Annotated in this window: 29 protein-coding genes; all 29 read left to right on the forward strand. The window is 60.3% G+C overall.

Annotation, left to right across the window (positions count from 1 at the left end; translation table 11 throughout):
• The coding region (locus NDI72_RS15615) for an EF-Tu C-terminal domain-related protein (RefSeq protein ID WP_502888421.1) at window positions 1-76 on the forward strand (76 nt) is incomplete at its 5' end.
• A 60-nt stretch (window positions 77-136) separates the two neighbouring features.
• Complete coding sequence (gene rpsJ, locus NDI72_RS15620; RefSeq protein ID WP_007009511.1) at window positions 137-445, forward strand: 30S ribosomal protein S10; 309 nt, start codon at window positions 137-139, stop codon at window positions 443-445.
• An 85-nt stretch (window positions 446-530) separates the two neighbouring features.
• Window positions 531-1,244, forward strand: a complete 714-nt coding sequence (gene rplC, locus NDI72_RS15625) for a 50S ribosomal protein L3 (protein WP_113155289.1) — start codon at window positions 531-533, stop codon at window positions 1,242-1,244.
• On the forward strand, window positions 1,244-1,864 hold the full coding sequence (gene rplD / locus NDI72_RS15630; protein WP_206545228.1) for a 50S ribosomal protein L4: 621 nt from the start codon (window positions 1,244-1,246) through the stop codon (window positions 1,862-1,864). Before rplC ends, rplD begins: the two co-directional genes overlap by 1 nt.
• Window positions 1,861-2,154 carry a 50S ribosomal protein L23 gene (locus NDI72_RS15635; protein ID WP_113155287.1) on the forward strand — a complete coding sequence of 98 codons (294 nt, stop codon included), beginning with the start codon at window positions 1,861-1,863 and terminating at the stop codon, window positions 2,152-2,154. The genes rplD and NDI72_RS15635 overlap by 4 nt, the downstream gene beginning before the upstream one ends.
• 21 nt (window positions 2,155-2,175) lie before the next feature.
• Window positions 2,176-3,012: a 50S ribosomal protein L2 gene (gene rplB / locus NDI72_RS15640; protein ID WP_113155286.1), complete on the forward strand. Its 837-nt coding sequence runs from the start codon at window positions 2,176-2,178 to the stop codon at window positions 3,010-3,012.
• Between the two features lie 16 nt (window positions 3,013-3,028).
• Entirely contained in the window at window positions 3,029-3,307 is a 279-nt protein-coding gene (gene rpsS, locus NDI72_RS15645; protein WP_009452531.1) for a 30S ribosomal protein S19, read from the forward strand.
• A 2-nt stretch (window positions 3,308-3,309) separates the two neighbouring features.
• The gene (rplV, locus tag NDI72_RS15650; RefSeq protein WP_113155285.1) at window positions 3,310-3,699 is read left to right on the forward strand and encodes a 50S ribosomal protein L22; all 390 of its coding nucleotides are present in this window, start codon (window positions 3,310-3,312) and stop codon (window positions 3,697-3,699) included.
• Window positions 3,699-4,406, forward strand: a complete 708-nt coding sequence (gene rpsC / locus NDI72_RS15655) for a 30S ribosomal protein S3 (protein WP_113155284.1) — start codon at window positions 3,699-3,701, stop codon at window positions 4,404-4,406. The genes rplV and rpsC overlap by 1 nt, the downstream gene beginning before the upstream one ends.
• Before the next feature lie 20 nt (window positions 4,407-4,426).
• Window positions 4,427-4,840, forward strand: a complete 414-nt coding sequence (gene rplP, locus NDI72_RS15660; protein ID WP_113155283.1) for a 50S ribosomal protein L16 — start codon at window positions 4,427-4,429, stop codon at window positions 4,838-4,840.
• A 14-nt stretch (window positions 4,841-4,854) separates the two neighbouring features.
• Window positions 4,855-5,055 carry a 50S ribosomal protein L29 gene (gene rpmC / locus NDI72_RS15665; RefSeq protein WP_113155282.1) on the forward strand — a complete coding sequence of 67 codons (201 nt, stop codon included), beginning with the start codon at window positions 4,855-4,857 and terminating at the stop codon, window positions 5,053-5,055.
• Between the two features lie 11 nt (window positions 5,056-5,066).
• Window positions 5,067-5,306 carry a 30S ribosomal protein S17 gene (rpsQ, locus tag NDI72_RS15670; protein ID WP_113155281.1) on the forward strand — a complete coding sequence of 80 codons (240 nt, stop codon included), beginning with the start codon at window positions 5,067-5,069 and terminating at the stop codon, window positions 5,304-5,306.
• 69 nt (window positions 5,307-5,375) lie between these two features.
• Entirely contained in the window at window positions 5,376-5,744 is a 369-nt protein-coding gene (gene rplN / locus NDI72_RS15675) for a 50S ribosomal protein L14 (RefSeq protein WP_007009523.1), read from the forward strand.
• A gap of 12 nt (window positions 5,745-5,756) precedes the next feature.
• On the forward strand, window positions 5,757-6,071 hold the full coding sequence (gene rplX / locus NDI72_RS15680) for a 50S ribosomal protein L24 (RefSeq protein ID WP_113155280.1): 315 nt from the start codon (window positions 5,757-5,759) through the stop codon (window positions 6,069-6,071).
• The gene (gene rplE / locus NDI72_RS15685; RefSeq protein WP_113155279.1) at window positions 6,064-6,621 is read left to right on the forward strand and encodes a 50S ribosomal protein L5; all 558 of its coding nucleotides are present in this window, start codon (window positions 6,064-6,066) and stop codon (window positions 6,619-6,621) included. Before rplX ends, rplE begins: the two co-directional genes overlap by 8 nt.
• A 27-nt stretch (window positions 6,622-6,648) precedes the next feature.
• Entirely contained in the window at window positions 6,649-6,954 is a 306-nt protein-coding gene (rpsN, locus tag NDI72_RS15690) for a 30S ribosomal protein S14 (RefSeq protein ID WP_113155278.1), read from the forward strand.
• A 12-nt stretch (window positions 6,955-6,966) separates the two neighbouring features.
• Window positions 6,967-7,365: a 30S ribosomal protein S8 gene (gene rpsH / locus NDI72_RS15695; protein WP_025030949.1), complete on the forward strand. Its 399-nt coding sequence runs from the start codon at window positions 6,967-6,969 to the stop codon at window positions 7,363-7,365.
• A gap of 38 nt (window positions 7,366-7,403) precedes the next feature.
• Window positions 7,404-7,937: a 50S ribosomal protein L6 gene (gene rplF / locus NDI72_RS15700; protein ID WP_113155277.1), complete on the forward strand. Its 534-nt coding sequence runs from the start codon at window positions 7,404-7,406 to the stop codon at window positions 7,935-7,937.
• Between the two features lie 11 nt (window positions 7,938-7,948).
• A complete protein-coding gene (rplR, locus tag NDI72_RS15705) occupies window positions 7,949-8,308 on the forward strand; it encodes a 50S ribosomal protein L18 (protein ID WP_113155276.1) in 360 nt (119 codons plus the stop codon).
• A gap of 79 nt (window positions 8,309-8,387) precedes the next feature.
• Window positions 8,388-8,945, forward strand: coding sequence for a 30S ribosomal protein S5 (gene rpsE, locus NDI72_RS15710; protein WP_283800914.1), 558 nt, complete (start codon window positions 8,388-8,390; stop codon window positions 8,943-8,945).
• Between the two features lie 68 nt (window positions 8,946-9,013).
• Window positions 9,014-9,214 (forward strand): 50S ribosomal protein L30, encoded by a 201-nt coding sequence (gene rpmD / locus NDI72_RS15715; RefSeq protein WP_113156314.1) that lies wholly within the window; start codon window positions 9,014-9,016, stop codon window positions 9,212-9,214.
• Window positions 9,215-9,233: 19 nt separating this feature from the next.
• Entirely contained in the window at window positions 9,234-9,710 is a 477-nt protein-coding gene (gene rplO, locus NDI72_RS15720) for a 50S ribosomal protein L15 (protein WP_206545498.1), read from the forward strand.
• Window positions 9,711-9,842: 132 nt separating this feature from the next.
• Entirely contained in the window at window positions 9,843-11,183 is a 1,341-nt protein-coding gene (secY, locus tag NDI72_RS15725) for a preprotein translocase subunit SecY (RefSeq protein WP_113155274.1), read from the forward strand.
• Window positions 11,180-11,764 (forward strand): adenylate kinase, encoded by a 585-nt coding sequence (locus tag NDI72_RS15730; protein ID WP_113155273.1) that lies wholly within the window; start codon window positions 11,180-11,182, stop codon window positions 11,762-11,764. The genes secY and NDI72_RS15730 overlap by 4 nt, the downstream gene beginning before the upstream one ends.
• A 208-nt stretch (window positions 11,765-11,972) precedes the next feature.
• A complete protein-coding gene (rpsM, locus tag NDI72_RS15735) occupies window positions 11,973-12,341 on the forward strand; it encodes a 30S ribosomal protein S13 (protein ID WP_113156312.1) in 369 nt (122 codons plus the stop codon).
• Window positions 12,342-12,432: 91 nt separating this feature from the next.
• Window positions 12,433-12,822, forward strand: coding sequence for a 30S ribosomal protein S11 (gene rpsK / locus NDI72_RS15740; protein WP_007009537.1), 390 nt, complete (start codon window positions 12,433-12,435; stop codon window positions 12,820-12,822).
• A 98-nt stretch (window positions 12,823-12,920) separates the two neighbouring features.
• Window positions 12,921-13,931: a DNA-directed RNA polymerase subunit alpha gene (locus tag NDI72_RS15745; RefSeq protein ID WP_113155272.1), complete on the forward strand. Its 1,011-nt coding sequence runs from the start codon at window positions 12,921-12,923 to the stop codon at window positions 13,929-13,931.
• Window positions 13,932-13,981: 50 nt separating this feature from the next.
• The gene (gene rplQ, locus NDI72_RS15750; RefSeq protein WP_206545229.1) at window positions 13,982-14,413 is read left to right on the forward strand and encodes a 50S ribosomal protein L17; all 432 of its coding nucleotides are present in this window, start codon (window positions 13,982-13,984) and stop codon (window positions 14,411-14,413) included.
• Between the two features lie 276 nt (window positions 14,414-14,689).
• On the forward strand, window positions 14,690-16,195 hold the full coding sequence (locus NDI72_RS15755; protein ID WP_283800915.1) for a DegQ family serine endoprotease: 1,506 nt from the start codon (window positions 14,690-14,692) through the stop codon (window positions 16,193-16,195).
• Window position 16,196 lies beyond the last annotated feature (1 nt).

Below are 16,196 nucleotides of genomic sequence, written 5' to 3' on the forward strand. Positions count from 1 at the left end.
AGAGAAGCTGCGCTTCGCTATCCGCGAAGGCGGCCGCACCGTCGGTGCCGGCATCGTCGCAGCCATCATTGAGTAGAACGGGAAACTTCCGGCGCGGCGCGGACCTCCGCGCCGCAGCGGAACAAGGATTTGACACATGAACGGACAGAATATCCGTATCCGCCTCAAGGCGTTTGATCATCGCGTTCTTGATGCCTCGACGCGGGAAATCGTGTCTACGGCTAAACGCACGGGCGCCAATGTGCGCGGCCCTGTGCCGCTGCCCACGCGCATCGAGAAGTTTACTGTTAACCGGTCTCCTCACATCGACAAGAAGAGCCGCGAACAGTTTGAGATGCGCACCCACAAGCGGCTGCTCGACATCGTCGATCCGACGCCGCAGACCGTCGATGCTCTGATGAAGCTCGACCTGGCTGCCGGCGTGGACGTCGAGATCAAGCTCTAGGGCGCAAGACAAAAAGTCTGGAACCTGCGCCACCGTCCGCAACTGCGGGAGAGGTGGCTGGGAACCCCGAAAGGAAATCGAACCGATGCGTTCAGGTGTTATCGCACAAAAGATCGGTATGACACGCGTCTACAACGAAGCGGGCGAACATGTGCCCGTGACGGTTCTGCGCATGGAGAACTGTCAGGTCGTTGCGCAGCGTACCGAGGAGAAGAACGGCTACACGGCGGTGCAGCTTGGCGTTGGACTGGCCAAGGTGAAAAACACGTCGAAGGCGCTTCGCGGTCATTTTGCGACCGCTTCCGTCGAGCCGAAGGCCAAAGTGGCCGAGTTCCGTGTGTCGCCCGACAATCTTCTTGATGTCGGCGCGGAGATCACGGTCGAGCATTTCGTCGCCGGCCAGAAGGTCGACGTGACGGGTACTTCGATCGGTAAGGGCTTCCAGGGTGTCATGAAGCGCCACAATTTTGGCGGCGGTCGTGCAACCCATGGTAACTCGGTCTCGCACCGTTCGCATGGTTCTACCGGTCAGCGTCAGGATCCTGGTAAGGTCTTCAAGGGTAAGAAGATGGCCGGCCACATGGGCGACCATCGCGTCACCACCCAGAACCTGGAAGTGGTCTCCACCGACACTGAGCGTGGCCTCATTCTGGTCCGCGGTGCCGTACCGGGCTCCAAGGGCGCCTGGATCATGGTCCGCGACGCCGTCAAGGCTCCGCTGCCCGACAACGTGCCGATGCCGGCTGCAATTCGCGCTGCCAAGGCTGAAGAAGCTGCCGCCAGCGAGGGGGCTGAATAATGGACATTAAAGTTACGACCCTTGCAGGCAAGGACGCTGGTAAGCTGAAGATCTCTGACGAGATCTTCGGTCTCGAGCCCCGCGAAGACATCCTGCACCGCGTCGTGCGCTGGCAGCTTGCAAAGAAGCAGCAGGGCACGCACCAGACCAAGGGGCGCTCGGAAATCGCGCGCACCGGTGCAAAGATGTACCGTCAGAAGGGTACGGGCCGCGCCCGTCACTCGTCTGCCCGTGTTCCGCAGTTCCGCGGCGGTGGTCGCGCTCATGGCCCGGTCGTTCGCGATCACAGCCATGACCTTCCCAAGAAGGTCCGCGCACTCGGCCTGAAGCTCGCCCTGTCGGCGAAAGCAAAGGGTTCCAGCCTCATCGTCATCGACGATCTGGCGCTCGAGGACGGCAAGACGAAGACGCTCGTTGAGAACTTCGCAAAGCTCGGCCTGAACAACGCCCTGCTTATCGGCGGCCCGGAAGTCGATGCCGGCTTCAAGCGTGCGGCTCAAAACATCGCCAACATCGACGTTCTGCCAGTGCAGGGCATCAATGTTTACGACATTCTGCGCCGCGGCACGCTGGTCCTTTCCAAGGCCGCCGTCGAGGCCCTTGAGGAGCGTTTCAAATGACGGAGCTTCGCCACTATGACGTGATCGTCAGCCCGGCGATCACCGAGAAATCGACCATGGCGTCGGAAAACAACCAGGTGGTCTTCAATGTGGACCGCTATGCGACGAAGCCTGAGATCAAGGCTGCAGTCGAGGCGCTCTTCGGCGTCAAGGTTACCGGTGTCAACACGCTTGTTCGCAAGGGCAAGGTGAAGCGTTTTCGCGGAACGATTGGCCGCCAGAGCGACGTGAAGAAAGCGATCGTCACGCTGGCCGAAGGTCATTCCATCGACATCGCGACTGGCCTCTAATCGGGCGGCGAGGAAGAGACAATGGCACTGAAGAAGTATAAACCGGTAACCCCAGGCCAGCGCCAGCTGGTCATCGTTGACCGCTCGGGCCTTCACAAGGGCAAGCCTGTCAAGGGCCTGACCGAAGGTCTGACGGGCAAGGGCGGCCGCAACAACACGGGTCGCATCACCGCTCGCTTTCAGGGTGGTGGTCACAAGCGCACCTACCGTCTGATCGACTTCAAGCGTCGCAAGCTTGACGTACCGGCCACGGTCGAGCGCATCGAGTACGACCCGAACCGCACCGCGTTCATCGCGCTGGTTCGCTACGAGGACGGCGAGCTGTCCTACATCCTGGCGCCGCAGCGTCTTGCAGCGGGCGATACCGTTATCGCCAGCAACAAGGCCGTCGACGTGAAGCCGGGCAATGCGATGCCGCTTGCTGCGATGCCGATCGGCACGATCGTGCACAACGTCGAGATGAAGCCCGAGAAGGGCGGTCAGATCGCACGTTCGGCTGGCGCATATGTTCAGCTCGTCGGTCGCGATCAGGGCATGGCGATCCTTCGCCTCAACTCTGGCGAACAGCGCCTTGTTTCGGGTCTTTGCTTCGCCACCGTTGGTGCAGTATCTAACCCGGATCACAGCAACATCAGCCTTGGTAAGGCTGGCCGCAAGCGTTGGATGGGCAAGCGCCCGCACAACCGCGGTGTTGTCATGAACCCGGTCGACCACCCGCACGGTGGTGGTGAAGGCCGCACCTCCGGTGGTCGTCATCCGGTGTCGCCCTGGGGTAAACCCACCAAGGGCATGAAGACCCGGTCGAACAAGTCGACCGACAAATTCATCATGCGCTCGCGCCATCAGCGCAAGAGCTAAGGAAAGGTAGCGGCAAGTGTCCCGTTCAGTCTGGAAAGGCCCCTTCGTCGACGGCTATCTCCTGAAGAAGGCCGAGAAGGTGCGCGATAGCGGCCGTAACGAGGTTATCAAGATGTGGAGCCGTCGCTCCACCATCCTGCCCCAGTTTGTTGGGCTGACCTTCGGTGTTTACAACGGCCAGAAGCACATCCCCGTTTCCGTCTCCGAGGAGATGGTCGGTCACAAGTTTGGTGAATTTGCTCCGACCCGCACCTATTACGGCCATGGGGCGGACAAGAAGGCAAAGAGGAAATAACAATGGGCAAGGCCAAAGCGCCGCGCAGGCTTGCTGACAATGAGGCCCGTGCCGTATTGCGCACGATCCGCGTCAGCCCGCAGAAGCTGAACCTCGTTGCTGCGTTGATCCGCGGCAAGAAGGTGGGCACTGCTCTCGCTGATCTGGAGTTCTCGCGCAAGCGGATCGCCGGTACCGTCAAGAAGACGCTGGAATCGGCGATCGCAAACGCGGAAAACAATCACGACCTGGACGTGGATGCGCTGGTCGTGGCCGAAGCCCATGTCGGCAAGTCGATCGTCATGAAGCGGTTCCATGCACGTGGCCGTGGCCGCGCCAGCCGCATCGAGAAGCCCTTCTCGCACCTGACCATCGTCGTGCGCGAAGTGGAAGAGAAAGTGGAGGCCGCCTGATGGGTCACAAAATCAATCCGATCGGGTTCCGTCTCGGTATCAACCGCACGTGGGATTCCCGCTGGTACGCCAATGATGGCGAGTATGGCGATCTGCTGCACGAGGATTTCAAGATCCGCGACTATATCGAGAAGGAGCTGAAGCAGGCTGCCATCTCCAAGGTCGTGATCGAGCGTCCGCACAAGAAGTGCCGCGTCACCATCCACTCGGCTCGTCCTGGCCTGATCATCGGCAAGAAGGGCGCCGACATTGAGAAGCTGCGCCGCAAGGTCTCGCAGATGACCAATGCGGAAACGCACCTCAACATCGTCGAAGTCCGCAAGCCGGAGATCGACGCTGCGCTGATCGCTCAGTCGATTGCACAGCAGCTTGAGCGTCGTGTTGCTTTCCGTCGCGCCATGAAGCGTGCCGTTCAGTCGGCGATGCGTCTCGGCGCAGAGGGCATCCGAATCAACTGCGCGGGTCGTCTTGGCGGTGCGGAAATCGCCCGTATGGAATGGTACCGTGAGGGTCGCGTTCCGCTGCACACGCTGCGCGCTGATATCGATTACGGCACGGCCGAGGCAAAGACCGCTTACGGCATCTGTGGCGTAAAGGTCTGGGTGTTCAAGGGCGAGATCCTCGAGCACGATCCGATGGCTTCCGAGCGCCGCGCCACCGAGGGCGACCAGGGCGGCAGCAGCAACCGGCGTCGCGAGAACGCTTAGGAATTTTGGAGTAGAGAACGATGCTGCAACCAAAGCGCACAAAGTTCCGCAAGCAGTTCAAGGGCCGTATTCACGGCGCAGCCAAGGGCGGCACGGAACTCAACTTTGGATCCTTCGGTCTGAAGGCTCTTGAACCGGAGCGCGTTACGGCGCGTCAGATCGAAGCGGCCCGCCGCGCGATCACCCGCTACATGAAGCGTCAGGGCCGTGTGTGGATCCGTATCTTCCCGGACCTTCCGGTCACCTCGAAGCCGACCGAAGTCCGCATGGGTAAAGGTAAGGGCTCTGTTGATTATTGGGCGTGCCGTGTTAAGCCCGGCCGCGTGATGTTCGAGATCGACGGTGTTGGCCCGGATATCGCTCGTGAAGCTCTCCGTCTCGGTGCTGCCAAGCTGCCGGTCAAGACGCGCTTCGTGCAGCGTATTGCAGAGTAGGAAAGGCGGACGCGATGAAGTCTGTTGATGTCAGGGCGATGACGCCGGACCAGCTCAACGACGAGCTTGTCAAACTGAAGAAAGAGCAGTTCAACCTCCGCTTCCAGAAAGCGACCGGACAGCTCGAAAAAACCGCACGCGTTAAAGAAATCCGTAGGGATATTGCGCGCATTAAGACAATCGCAGCCGAGAAGTCGGCTGCTAGCAAGGCCTGAGGACAGCGAACATGCCAAAGCGCGTTTTGCAGGGCACCGTGGTGAGCGACAAGAACGACAAGACTGTAGTCGTCCGCGTCGAGCGTCGCTTTACCCATCCGATGATGAAAAAGACGGTGCGTATGTCCAAGAAATACAAGGCACACGACGAAGAGAACGCGTGCAAGGTCGGTGATCTGGTGACCATCCAGGAGACCGCGCCGATTTCTAAGGACAAGAACTGGGTCGTCCTTAAAGACGCCCAGGCGTAAAAAAAGATTGAAATTGCCGGAAAGCGGGTTATCTGAACCGCTTTCCATTGAACGAGAAGGCGGCCAGTCATGATTCAGATGCAAACAAACCTCGATGTGGCGGACAATTCCGGCGCCCGTCGTGTCATGTGCATCAAGGTGCTTGGCGGTTCGAAGCGGAAATATGCCTCCGTGGGCGACATCATTGTCGTCTCCGTGAAAGAGGCAATCCCGCGCGGCCGCGTCAAGAAGGGCGACGTGATGAAGGCGGTTGTTGTGCGCACGGCGAAAGACATTCGCCGCGCTGACGGCAGCGTCATCCGTTTCGACAAGAACGCAGCAGTTCTGGTCGACAACAAGAAAGAGCCCGTCGGTACGCGCATCTTCGGGCCGGTTCCGCGCGAGCTTCGCGCCAAGAACCATATGAAAATCATTTCGCTCGCGCCGGAAGTGCTCTAGGAGGCCGGGGATATGCAGAAGATTAAAAAAGGCGACAACGTCGTCGTTCTGGCCGGCAAGGACAAGGGCCGTACCGGCGAAGTGATGAAGGTGATGCCGAAGGAAGACAAGGCGCTCGTGCGCGGTGTCAACCAGGTTCGCCGCCATCAGAAGCAGTCCGCTCAGGCAGAGGGCGGCATCATTACCAAGGAAGCGCCGATTCATCTTTCGAATCTCGCGCTGGCCGATCCGAAGGATGGCAAGCCGACCCGCGTTGGCTTCAAGGTCCAGGAAGACGGCAAGAAGGTGCGCGTGGCAAAGCGCTCTGGAGAATTGATCGATGGCTAATGCTCAGTACCAGCCGCGCTGGAAGACGAAGTATGACGAGGTGATCCGCAAGGAGCTCCTCGAGACCTTCAAGTACGACAACGAGATGCAGGTGCCGCGCATCGAGAAGATCGTCATCAACATGGGTGTTGGTGAAGCGACGGGCGATTCCAAGAAGCCGGCTTCGGCTGCTGCGGATCTCGCCAAGATCGCCGGTCAGAAGCCGGTCATCACGCACGCTTCCAAGTCGATCGCCGGCTTCAAGGTGCGTGAAGGCATGCCGCTGGGCACCAAGGTCACGCTCCGCAAGGACCGCATGTATGAGTTTCTGGACCGTCTCGTGACGATCGCGCTGCCGCGCGTCCGCGACTTTCGCGGTCTGAACCCGAAAAGCTTTGACGGCCGTGGCAACTTCGCCATGGGCCTCAAGGAGCACATCGTGTTCCCCGAGATCAACTACGATCAGGTCGATCAGATTTGGGGAATGGACATCATCGTCTGTACGACTGCTAAGACCGACGACGAAGCGCGGGCCTTGCTCAAGGCCTTCAACTTCCCGTTCCGGCAGTAACGGCAGGCGAGAAGAAGGACAACTTAAATGGCAAAAGTCAGCGCAGTCGAAAAGAACAAGCGTCGGCGCAAGATGGTCGACCGTTACGCTGCAAAGCGTGCAGGTCTCAAGGCGATCATCATGGATCAGTCCAAGCCGATCGAGGAGCGCTTCCAGGCGCAGCTCAAGCTTGCTGCTCTCCCGCGCAACTCGTCCAAGACGCGTATCCGCAACCGTTGCGATGTGACCGGTCGTCCGCGTGCGTATTACCGCAAGCTGAAGATGTCGCGTGTCGCGCTGCGTGAACTGGGCAACAACGGGCTCATCCCGGGCCTGGTCAAGTCGAGCTGGTAAGGGGTAAGAACGATGTCCGTGAATGATCCGCTCGGCGATATGCTGACCCGCATCCGCAACGCCATCGGCCGTAACAAGCCGAAGGTGTCGACGCCGGCCTCCCGTCTTCGCGCCCGTGTGCTCGATGTTCTGAAGTCCGAAGGCTATATCCGTGATTATAGCCAGATCGACTACGATAACGGCAAGTCCGAGATCGAAATCGAGCTGAAATACGCAGAGGGCGGTTCCGTGATCCGCGAAATCGCGCGTGTTTCGAAGCCGGGCCGTCGCGTTTACGTGTCGGTGAAATCCATCCCGCAGGTCGCCAATGGGCTTGGCATCGCCATCCTTTCGACGCCGAAGGGCGTGATGGCCGATCACGAAGCTCGCGAGCAGAATGTGGGCGGCGAGGTGCTCTGCCAGATCTTCTGATCCGGCAGATAGCACACACAAAGAACGAGGGCAGACAAATGTCTCGCATTGGCAAAAAGCCGGTCCCGGTGCCGCAGGGTGTCACCGCGCAAGTCGAGGGCCAGACCGTTACGGCCAAGGGTCCGAAGGGCGAACTGAAATTCGTCGTCAACGACGAAGTTCTGGTGAAGCTCGAAAACGACGCTGTCACCGTCGACCCGCGCGACCAGTCCAAGGACGCGCGCTCCAAATGGGGTATGTCGCGCACGCAGATCTCGAACATCCTCAGCGGTGTGAAGGACGGCTTCGAAAAGCGTCTCGAGATCAACGGCGTTGGTTATCGTGCCGCAATGCAGGGTAAAAACCTGCAGCTTTCGCTTGGCTACAGCCACGAAGTGATTTACGAGGCTCCGGAAGGAATCACGATCACTGTGCCGAAGCCGACCGAAATCGTCATCGCCGGCATTGATAAGCAGGTGGTTGGCCAGGTTGCGGCCGAGATTCGCAAGAAGCGTGGCCCCGAGCCGTACAAGGGCAAGGGCGTCAAGTATGCGGACGAGACGATCGTTCGCAAAGAAGGCAAGAAGAAGTAGGAACTCGAAACATGGTCTCGAAAGTCTCCGTCAAGCGGCGTGCGGGACGTGTTCGCCGGAAGATCAAGGCAGTCTCCAACGGCCAGCCCCGTCTTTCGGTTTACCGTTCCTCGAAGAACATCTATGTCCAGGTTATCGACGACGCCAAGGGCCACACGCTCGCGGCCGCATCGACCCTCGACAAGGATCTCAAGGGTCAGCTCAAGACCGGCGCGGATTCCTCGGCTGCTGCAGCCGTTGGCAAGCTGGTCGCAGAGCGCGCCAAGAAGGCTGGAGTTGAGGAAGTGGTTTTCGACCGCGGTCCTTATCTCTTCCACGGCCGCGTCAAGGCACTCGCCGACGCAGCCCGCGAAGGCGGCCTGAAGTTCTAAACCGTTCGGGCGTTCCTCTGGAGCGCCCGGATTATCATTTAAAAACCCGTGCTTCCGGAAAAGAACAAGGAAAAGGGCAATGGCACAAGGACGTAGGGACGATCGCCGCGAGCGTGAAGAACGCGACAGCGAATTCGTCGACAAGCTTGTACATATCAATCGCGTCGCCAAGGTGGTGAAGGGCGGCCGTCGTTTCGGTTTCGCCGCACTCGTCGTGGTCGGCGATCAGAAGGGCCGCGTTGGCTTCGGTCATGGCAAGGCGCGCGAAGTGCCGGAAGCCATCCGCAAGGCAACCGAGAGCGCCAAGCGCGACATGGTTTTCGTTCCGCTGCGTGGCGGTCGTACGCTTCACCATGACGTCGCAGGCCGCCACGGTGCTGGCCGCGTGTTCCTGCGTGCAGCAAAGCCCGGTACCGGCATCATCGCCGGCGGCCCCATGCGCGCTGTCTTCGAGACGCTCGGCGTTCAGGACGTTGTTGCCAAGTCGCTCGGCTCCTCGAACCCGTACAACATGGTTCGCGCCACCTTCGATGCCCTGAAGCATGAGCTGCATCCCAAGGACGTTGCTGCACAGCGCGGCATCAAATATTCCACGCTCCAGGCGCGCCGCGGCGCTGCTGCTGGCGGCGAGGAATAAGGATCAAAGGCTGATCGGCCCGCAGTTTTGCGGGCTCTGATCGCCCAGGTTTGCAAGGATTGATGAAGATGGCAGAGAAGAAGAAGGGCAAGACGGTCACTGTTGAACAGATCGGCAGCCCGATTCGTCGCCCGGCCAGCCAGCGCCAGACGCTGATCGGCCTCGGTTTGAACAAGATGCACAAGCGCTCCACGCTCGAGGACACCCCGTCCGTTCGTGGCATGATCGCAGCCGTGCAGCATCTCGTCCGCGTTGTGGACGAGGCCTGAGGATCCCAGGAGAGACATGATGAAACTCAACGAACTCAGGGACAACGAAGGCGCCACCAAGTCGCGCAAGCGCGTCGGCCGTGGTATCGGTTCCGGCTCCGGCAAGACCGGTGGTCGCGGTGTGAAGGGTCAGAAATCGCGTTCGGGCGTTTCGATCAACGGTTTCGAGGGTGGCCAGATGCCGCTCTACCGTCGTCTTCCCAAGCGCGGCTTTAAAAACCTGTTCGGCAAGGACTTCAATGAAGTTTCCCTCGGCCGCATCCAGGCAGCCATCGACGCGAAGAAGCTCGACGAGAAGGCCGTCATCGACGTTGCCGCACTCATCGCAGCCGGCGTTGTTCGTCGCGCAAAGGACGGTGTTCGCGTTCTCGCCGACGGTGAGCTGAAGGCGAAGATTTCGCTCGACGTGGCTGGCGCTTCCAAGGCGGCTCTCGAGAAAATCGAGAAGGCCGGCGGAACGGTCAAGCTGCCCGAGGCAGCGGCGAAAGCCGAATAATCCGAATGACAGGCGGCGGGCGACAGTCCGCCGCTTGCATCTATGCGTCCAAAAACCTATTTCGGTTTTCGGCAACACGCGCCCGAATCGCATATTCAGTCTGCGGGCTCGTGACGAAGCGGAGAATTCTTCATGGCATCGGCAGCGGAACAGCTTGCGTCTAATCTCAATTTCGCGGCCTTCGCAAAGGCCGAGGACCTCAAGAAACGCATCTGGTTTACGCTTGGCGCGTTGCTGGTCTACCGCCTCGGCACCTACATTCCCATGCCGGGCATCAACCCGGAAGCATTTGCGCAGGCATTCCAGCAGCAGTCTGGCGGCGTTTTGGGCATGTTCAACATGTTCGCCGGCGGTGCTGTTGAGCGTATGGCCATTTTTGCGCTTGGCATCATGCCTTACATTTCCGCCTCCATCATCATGCAGCTCATGACGTCCGTTGTGCCGTCATTGGAGCAGCTGAAGAAGGAAGGCGAGCAGGGCCGCAAGGTCATCAACCAGTACACGCGCTACGGAACGGTGATTCTGGCGACGGTTCAGGCTTACGGAATTGCCGTTGGTCTTGAAGGCGGCGCGAACATCGTGACCGACCCGGGCTGGTTCTTCAAGATTTCCGCCGTCATCACGCTTGTGGGCGGCACCATGTTCCTGATGTGGCTCGGTGAGCAGATCACGGCGCGCGGCATCGGCAACGGCATTTCGCTGATCATCTTCGCGGGCATCGTTGCTGGTCTGCCGTCCGCCATCGGTGGTACGCTTGAGCTCGGCCGCACCGGCGCTCTGTCCACCGGCCTGATCCTCGGCATCATCGTTCTCGTGGTTGCCGTGATCGGTGTGATCGTGTTCTTCGAGCGTGCCCAGCGCCGCCTCCTGATCCAGTATCCGAAGCGTCAGGTCGGCAACCGCATGTTCCAGGGCGACACGTCGCACCTGCCGCTCAAGCTGAACACGGCCGGTGTCATTCCGCCGATCTTCGCTTCGTCGCTGCTGCTTCTGCCGGCGACCGTTGCGGGGTTCTCGGACACCACGCAGCTTCCGGGCTGGGCGTCCACCATGCTTGCGTCGCTCGGCCACGGCCAGCCGCTGTTCATGGTCCTTTATGCTGCGCTGATCGGTTTCTTCGCCTTCTTCTACACGGCGATCGTGTTCAACCCGAAGGAAACGGCCGACCAGCTGAAGAAGCATTCCGGCTTCATTCCTGGCTACCGTCCGGGTGAGCGTACCGCTGAGTACATTGACTACGTGCTGACCCGCATTACGGTCGTTGGCGCTATCTATCTTGTCTTGATCTGTCTTCTGCCTGAGTTCCTTATTTCGGCGACTGGCGTTCCTTTCTACCTTGGCGGCACGTCGCTGCTGATCGTGGTGAGCGTGACGCTCGATACGGTTGCGCAGATGCAAGGCCACCTGATCGCCCATCAGTACGAAGGGCTGATCAAGAAATCCAAGTTGCGTGGGGGTAAGAGGGGACGATGAGGCTTATACTTCTTGGACCGCCGGGAGCGGGGAAGGGCACGCAGGCCCAGCGGCTGGTCGAGAAGCACGGTGTTCCGCAGCTCTCCACTGGTGATATGCTGCGGGCCGCGGTTGCCGCCGGCACCGATGTCGGCAAACGCGCCAAGGCTGTGATGGATGCCGGCGAGCTCGTCTCCGACCAGATCGTGAATGCGATCGTCGCCGAGCGTATCGACCAGGCTGATTGCGCCAACGGTTTCATCCTTGATGGATACCCGCGCACGCTTGCCCAGGCCGATGCCGTCGAGGCAATGCTCGCCGAGCGCGACCTGAAGCTTGATGCGACCATCGAACTGGTGGTTGACGATACGGCCCTCGTGGGGCGCATCGAAAAGCGGGCACAGGATGCGATTGCCGCAGGCCAGACGCCGCGCAAGGACGACAATGCCGCGGTGTTCGACGAGCGCCTGCGTGAGTACTACAAGAAGACCGCCGCTCTCATCGGCTACTACCATGCGAAGGGCGCTCTGCGCCGCGTCGATGGTATGAAGAGCATCGATGAAGTGACGGCAGATATCGAGCAGATCCTCGCATCGCTCTGATCAGGGAGTTTCCAGGCTGGTGCGGTGCCGCTTGACTAAAGAGCGGTTATCGATTAATGCCAGCCGGTTCCCTGATCGAACGTAACGTTGGTCGGGCCTTCTGGCTCGGCCTCGTTGTTCTTAGGAACAATTCATTCCCGCAAGGGCCGGCCTCCACCGGACGCGGGCAAACGCAGCGCCGGATTATCCGGCTCAAATGGAGAAGAAGATGGCCCGTATTGCTGGCGTCAATATTCCGACCAACAAGCGCGTTGTGATCGCGCTTCAGTATATCCACGGCATTGGTCCCAAGACCGCTGCGGATATCGTCAAGCTCGTCAACATCCCGCTCGAGCGTCGCGTCAACGAACTCACGGACGCCGAGGTTCTCGCGATCCGTGAAACGATCGACCGTGACCTGCGCGTTGAAGGCGATCTGCGTCGCGAAGTTTCTATGAACATCAAGCGTCTGATGGACCTGGGCTGCTACCGCGGTCTGCGTCACCGTCGTTCGCTTCCGGTCCGCGGTCAGCGCACGCACACCAATGCGCGCACCCGCAAGGGCCCTGCCAAGGCGATTGCCGGCAAGAAGAAGTAATTTGGGTTGGCCGCGCTTCTCCGGAGCGCGGCTTTTCTCAGGTGGAGCCGCTGGTGCTACGGCGGTGTAGAGATCGACTGAAAGGAAGAGTATGGCCAAGGAAGCCGCACGCGTTCGTCGTCGCGAACGTAAGAACATTTCGTCGGGTGTTGCTCACGTCAATTCGAGCTTCAACAACACGATGATCACCATCACTGACGCACAGGGCAACGCGATTGCCTGGTCGTCTGCAGGCGCGCAGGGTTTCAAGGGCTCGCGTAAGTCCACGCCCTTCGCTGCACAGGTTGCTGCCGAAGATTGCGCCCGCAAGGCTGCCGAGCACGGCATGCGCACGCTCGAGGTAGAGGTTTCCGGTCCGGGTTCGGGTCGTGAGTCCGCTCTTCGCGCGCTGCAGGCTGCAGGTTTCACCATCACCTCGATCCGTGATGTGACGCCGATCCCGCACAATGGCTGCCGTCCGCGCAAGAAGCGCCGCGTCTAACCAGAGTTTTTGCCGTAAGAGCGCCTTGCGCGCTCCTCTGCGGTTTCCAGGACGCCCGTCACGAATGGATGGTGGCGGGGTAACGGAAGGAACCCGGAATGATCCAGAAGAACTGGCAAGAACTTATCAAGCCGAACAAGGTCGAGTTTTCGTCCAAGGGTCGCACGATCACCACGCTGGTGGCCGAGCCTCTTGAGCGTGGCTTCGGTCTGACCCTCGGCAATGCGCTGCGTCGCGTTCTGCTGTCGTCGCTGCGCGGCGCGGCTGTGACTGCTGTGCAGATCGATGGCGTGCTGCACGAATTCTCGTCGATCCCCGGCGTGCGTGAAGATGTGACGGACATTGTCCTGAACATCAAGGAAATCGCGCTCTCCATGGAAGGCGAAGGCCCCAAGCGCATGGTTGTGCGCAAGCAGGGTCCGGGCGCCGTAACGGCTGGCGACATCCAGACCGTGGGCGATGTGGAAGTTCTCAACCCCGATCACGTGCTCTGCACGCTGGACGAGGGCGCGGAAATCCGCATGGAGTTCACCGTCGACAACGGCAAGGGCTACGTCCCGGCTGACCGCAACCGTGCAGAAGATGCGCCGATCGGACTCATCCCGGTCGATAGCCTCTACTCGCCGGTCAAGAAGGTCTCTTACAAGGTTGAGAACACCCGCGAGGGCCAGGTTCTCGACTATGACAAGCTGACCATGACCATCGAGACCAACGGTTCGGTGACGGGCGAGGACGCAGTGGCTTTTGCTGCTCGCATCCTGCAGGACCAGCTGGCGCTGTTCGTCAACTTCGAAGAGCCGCAGAAGGAGCAGCCCGCCGAACAGGTGGCCGAGCTCGCTTTCAACCCGGCGCTTCTCAAGAAGGTGGACGAGCTGGAGCTTTCGGTTCGCTCTGCAAACTGCCTGAAGAACGACAACATCGTGTATATCGGCGACCTGATCCAGAAGACGGAAGCCGAGATGCTGCGTACGCCGAACTTCGGCCGCAAGTCGCTCAATGAAATCAAGGAAGTGCTGGCCTCGATGGGGCTCCACCTCGGCATGGAAGTCGAGGATTGGCCGCCGGAAAACATCGAAGAACTCGCCAAGCGTTACGAAGACCAATACTAGGCCCGTAGAGCCCGCCAAGTTCGGGCGACGGGGATTGAAGGAGAAAGGCCATGCGTCACGGAAAATCCGGCCGCAAGCTGAACAGGACGGCAAGCCACCGCAAGGCGCTATTTGCCAACATGGCGGCTTCGCTGATCGAACACGAACAGATCGTCACCACTCTGCCGAAGGCGAAGGAACTTCGCCCGATCGTGGAAAAGCTGGTGACGCTCGGCAAGCGCGGCGACCTGCACGCCCGTCGTCAGGCCATTTCGGCCATCCGCGACGAAGCGCTGGTCCGTCGTCTGTTCGACACGCTCGCTCCGCGTTATGCAGAGCGCAATGGCGGCTACACCCGCATCATGAAGGCCGGCTTCCGCCACGGCGACAATGCGCCGATGGCTGTCATTGAGTTCGTGGACCGCGACCTCGAGGCGAAGGGCGCAGCAGACCGCGCACGTCTCGAAGCCGAGGGTGGCAACGAAGAGGCCGAAGCCGCATAATATTGTGCGCCTTGAGCACACATAAAAAAGGGGCTTCGCGGCCCCTTTTTTGTTGCGCGAAAATGGCGGGGCTGACCCGGCGACGCCTTTCAAAATGCACAATCCTCTGGAACAAGGATGCGCGACCGGTATCTCTTCCGGTTTCACTTCCCGGGGCGTTTTGCAGTCGGCTGGAGACAGTCGAGATGGCATAGATGCCCGGATCCATTGGATATCGACTGGAGCCGCGTCTCCGCCAGGCGCTGAACCGGTCCAGAATTGATCGAGGCCAGGCATATGCGGATGCGTTCTGATTTTCTAAGGGTCGTTGCTCTCGTCGTAGCGGTGGGCGTAATCGCCACCGGGGCAGCGCTTGCCCAGGAAAGCGGGGGCGGGACCCTGCGCGGATTTCTTTCCGGGCTTTTGAAGAGTGACGCTGATGCGCCGGCTGAGCTTCAGGCCCCGGTTTCCGATGGCGCTGAGCGGCGCGTGCCATTCGGACGCGAGGACATTCAGCTTTCCTTTGCGCCGCTTGTGCGCGAAACATCGCCTGCCGTGGTGAATGTCTACGCCTCGTCGACCGTGCAGGTCCGTTCACCGTTCATGGGTGACCCGTTCTTCGAACAGTTTTTCGGCCGGCCGCAAATGCCGCCGCGCGTACGCTCATCACTCGGCTCCGGCGTTCTGGTTGACCCGAGCGGCGTGATCGTGACGAACAATCACGTCATCAGCGATGCGGATGAGGTGAAGGTTGCGCTTGCCGATGGCCGCGAATTTGAGAGCGAGATTCTCCTGAAGGACAAGGCCCTCGACCTGGCGGTGCTCAAAATTCAGGACGATGAGGCGTTTCCGGCCGTTCAGCTTGGCGATTCCGACGCACTTGAGGTCGGTGATCTGGTTCTGGCCATCGGCAATCCCTTCGGTGTGGGCCAGACGACCACGAGCGGCATCGTTTCAGCCCTTGCGCGCAGCCATGTGGGCGTGTCGGATTTCGGTTTCTTCATTCAGACCGATGCCGCCATCAATCCGGGCAATTCCGGTGGTGCGCTGATCGACATGCGTGGACAGGTAATCGGCATCAACACGGCCATCGTCAGCCGCAGTGGCGGTTCCATCGGCATCGGTTTCGCCATTCCGGCCAATATGGTGCGCGCGGTGGTCAATGCTGCGCTTGATGGCGCGGAGACGTTTGAGCGTCCCTTCTTTGGCGCATCCTTCGATCCCGTTACCGCCCAGATTGCAGAAGCGCTCGGCATGGACCGTCCTGTCGGAGCGCTGGTGCGTGAAATCGCGCCGGAGAGCCCGGCGGTCAAGGCAGGTCTGCGTCCAGGCGATGTGGTGGTGGCCATGGATGATGCGGATATCCAGCATCCCGATGCGCTTGAATACCGGCTGGTCACGCATCCACTGGAGGACGAAGGCGTTATCCGCATCCTGCGTGACGGCAACACACAGGAACTGAAATTCCGTCTGGAGCGCCTGTCGGATGGCGGCGAACCACAGACCCTTCAGCTCGATGGGCAGGGGCCGTTCGCCGGCGCATCCATCGCGACGCTTTCGCCACGGCTTGCCCAGCGCCTGAAACTGCCGCTCAACAAGAAGGGTGTCGTGATCCTTGATGTGGAGCGCCGTTCGCCTGCCGGCAGTGTGGGCCTGCGCCCCGGCGATATCATTCGCGAGGTGAATGGGATAGAGATCGAGGATGCTGACACCATGCAGGTGGTGGCGCGAGACACTGGCCGTCGCTGGGCCTTTGCCATCGAACGCGATGGACGCATACTGCGCCAGAGACTGCGTTTCTGAC

Origin of the sequence: Nitratireductor sp. GZWM139 (assembly GCF_030068685.1) — a bacterium.
Taxonomy (GTDB): domain Bacteria; phylum Pseudomonadota; class Alphaproteobacteria; order Rhizobiales; family Rhizobiaceae; genus Nitratireductor; species Nitratireductor aquimarinus.

Excerpts from the sequence above, each read along its gene's own strand:
- rpsN (WP_113155278.1), top strand. The coding sequence starts at position 6,649 with ATGGCAAAAGTCAGCGCAGTCGAAAAGAACAAGCGTCGGCGCAAGATG.
- rpsJ (WP_007009511.1), top strand. The coding sequence starts at position 137 with ATGAACGGACAGAATATCCGTATCCGCCTCAAGGCGTTTGATCATCGC.
- rpmC (WP_113155282.1), top strand. The coding sequence starts at position 4,855 with ATGAAGTCTGTTGATGTCAGGGCGATGACGCCGGACCAGCTCAACGAC.
- NDI72_RS15745 (WP_113155272.1), top strand. The coding sequence starts at position 12,921 with ATGATCCAGAAGAACTGGCAAGAACTTATCAAGCCGAACAAGGTCGAG.
- secY (WP_113155274.1), top strand. The coding sequence starts at position 9,843 with ATGGCATCGGCAGCGGAACAGCTTGCGTCTAATCTCAATTTCGCGGCC.
- rpsE (WP_283800914.1), top strand. The coding sequence starts at position 8,388 with ATGGCACAAGGACGTAGGGACGATCGCCGCGAGCGTGAAGAACGCGAC.
- rplE (WP_113155279.1), top strand. The coding sequence starts at position 6,064 with ATGGCTAATGCTCAGTACCAGCCGCGCTGGAAGACGAAGTATGACGAG.
- rplR (WP_113155276.1), top strand. The coding sequence starts at position 7,949 with ATGGTCTCGAAAGTCTCCGTCAAGCGGCGTGCGGGACGTGTTCGCCGG.
- rplC (WP_113155289.1), top strand. The coding sequence starts at position 531 with ATGCGTTCAGGTGTTATCGCACAAAAGATCGGTATGACACGCGTCTAC.
- rpsH (WP_025030949.1), top strand. The coding sequence starts at position 6,967 with ATGTCCGTGAATGATCCGCTCGGCGATATGCTGACCCGCATCCGCAAC.
- NDI72_RS15635 (WP_113155287.1), top strand. The coding sequence starts at position 1,861 with ATGACGGAGCTTCGCCACTATGACGTGATCGTCAGCCCGGCGATCACC.
- NDI72_RS15755 (WP_283800915.1), top strand. The coding sequence starts at position 14,690 with ATGCGGATGCGTTCTGATTTTCTAAGGGTCGTTGCTCTCGTCGTAGCG.
- rpsK (WP_007009537.1), top strand. The coding sequence starts at position 12,433 with ATGGCCAAGGAAGCCGCACGCGTTCGTCGTCGCGAACGTAAGAACATT.
- rplV (WP_113155285.1), top strand. The coding sequence starts at position 3,310 with ATGGGCAAGGCCAAAGCGCCGCGCAGGCTTGCTGACAATGAGGCCCGT.
- rplQ (WP_206545229.1), top strand. The coding sequence starts at position 13,982 with ATGCGTCACGGAAAATCCGGCCGCAAGCTGAACAGGACGGCAAGCCAC.
- rplP (WP_113155283.1), top strand. The coding sequence starts at position 4,427 with ATGCTGCAACCAAAGCGCACAAAGTTCCGCAAGCAGTTCAAGGGCCGT.
- rplF (WP_113155277.1), top strand. The coding sequence starts at position 7,404 with ATGTCTCGCATTGGCAAAAAGCCGGTCCCGGTGCCGCAGGGTGTCACC.
- rplD (WP_206545228.1), top strand. The coding sequence starts at position 1,244 with ATGGACATTAAAGTTACGACCCTTGCAGGCAAGGACGCTGGTAAGCTG.
- rpmD (WP_113156314.1), top strand. The coding sequence starts at position 9,014 with ATGGCAGAGAAGAAGAAGGGCAAGACGGTCACTGTTGAACAGATCGGC.
- rplB (WP_113155286.1), top strand. The coding sequence starts at position 2,176 with ATGGCACTGAAGAAGTATAAACCGGTAACCCCAGGCCAGCGCCAGCTG.
- rpsC (WP_113155284.1), top strand. The coding sequence starts at position 3,699 with ATGGGTCACAAAATCAATCCGATCGGGTTCCGTCTCGGTATCAACCGC.
- rplN (WP_007009523.1), top strand. The coding sequence starts at position 5,376 with ATGATTCAGATGCAAACAAACCTCGATGTGGCGGACAATTCCGGCGCC.
- rplO (WP_206545498.1), top strand. The coding sequence starts at position 9,234 with ATGAAACTCAACGAACTCAGGGACAACGAAGGCGCCACCAAGTCGCGC.
- rplX (WP_113155280.1), top strand. The coding sequence starts at position 5,757 with ATGCAGAAGATTAAAAAAGGCGACAACGTCGTCGTTCTGGCCGGCAAG.
- rpsQ (WP_113155281.1), top strand. The coding sequence starts at position 5,067 with ATGCCAAAGCGCGTTTTGCAGGGCACCGTGGTGAGCGACAAGAACGAC.
- rpsM (WP_113156312.1), top strand. The coding sequence starts at position 11,973 with ATGGCCCGTATTGCTGGCGTCAATATTCCGACCAACAAGCGCGTTGTG.
- NDI72_RS15730 (WP_113155273.1), top strand. The coding sequence starts at position 11,180 with ATGAGGCTTATACTTCTTGGACCGCCGGGAGCGGGGAAGGGCACGCAG.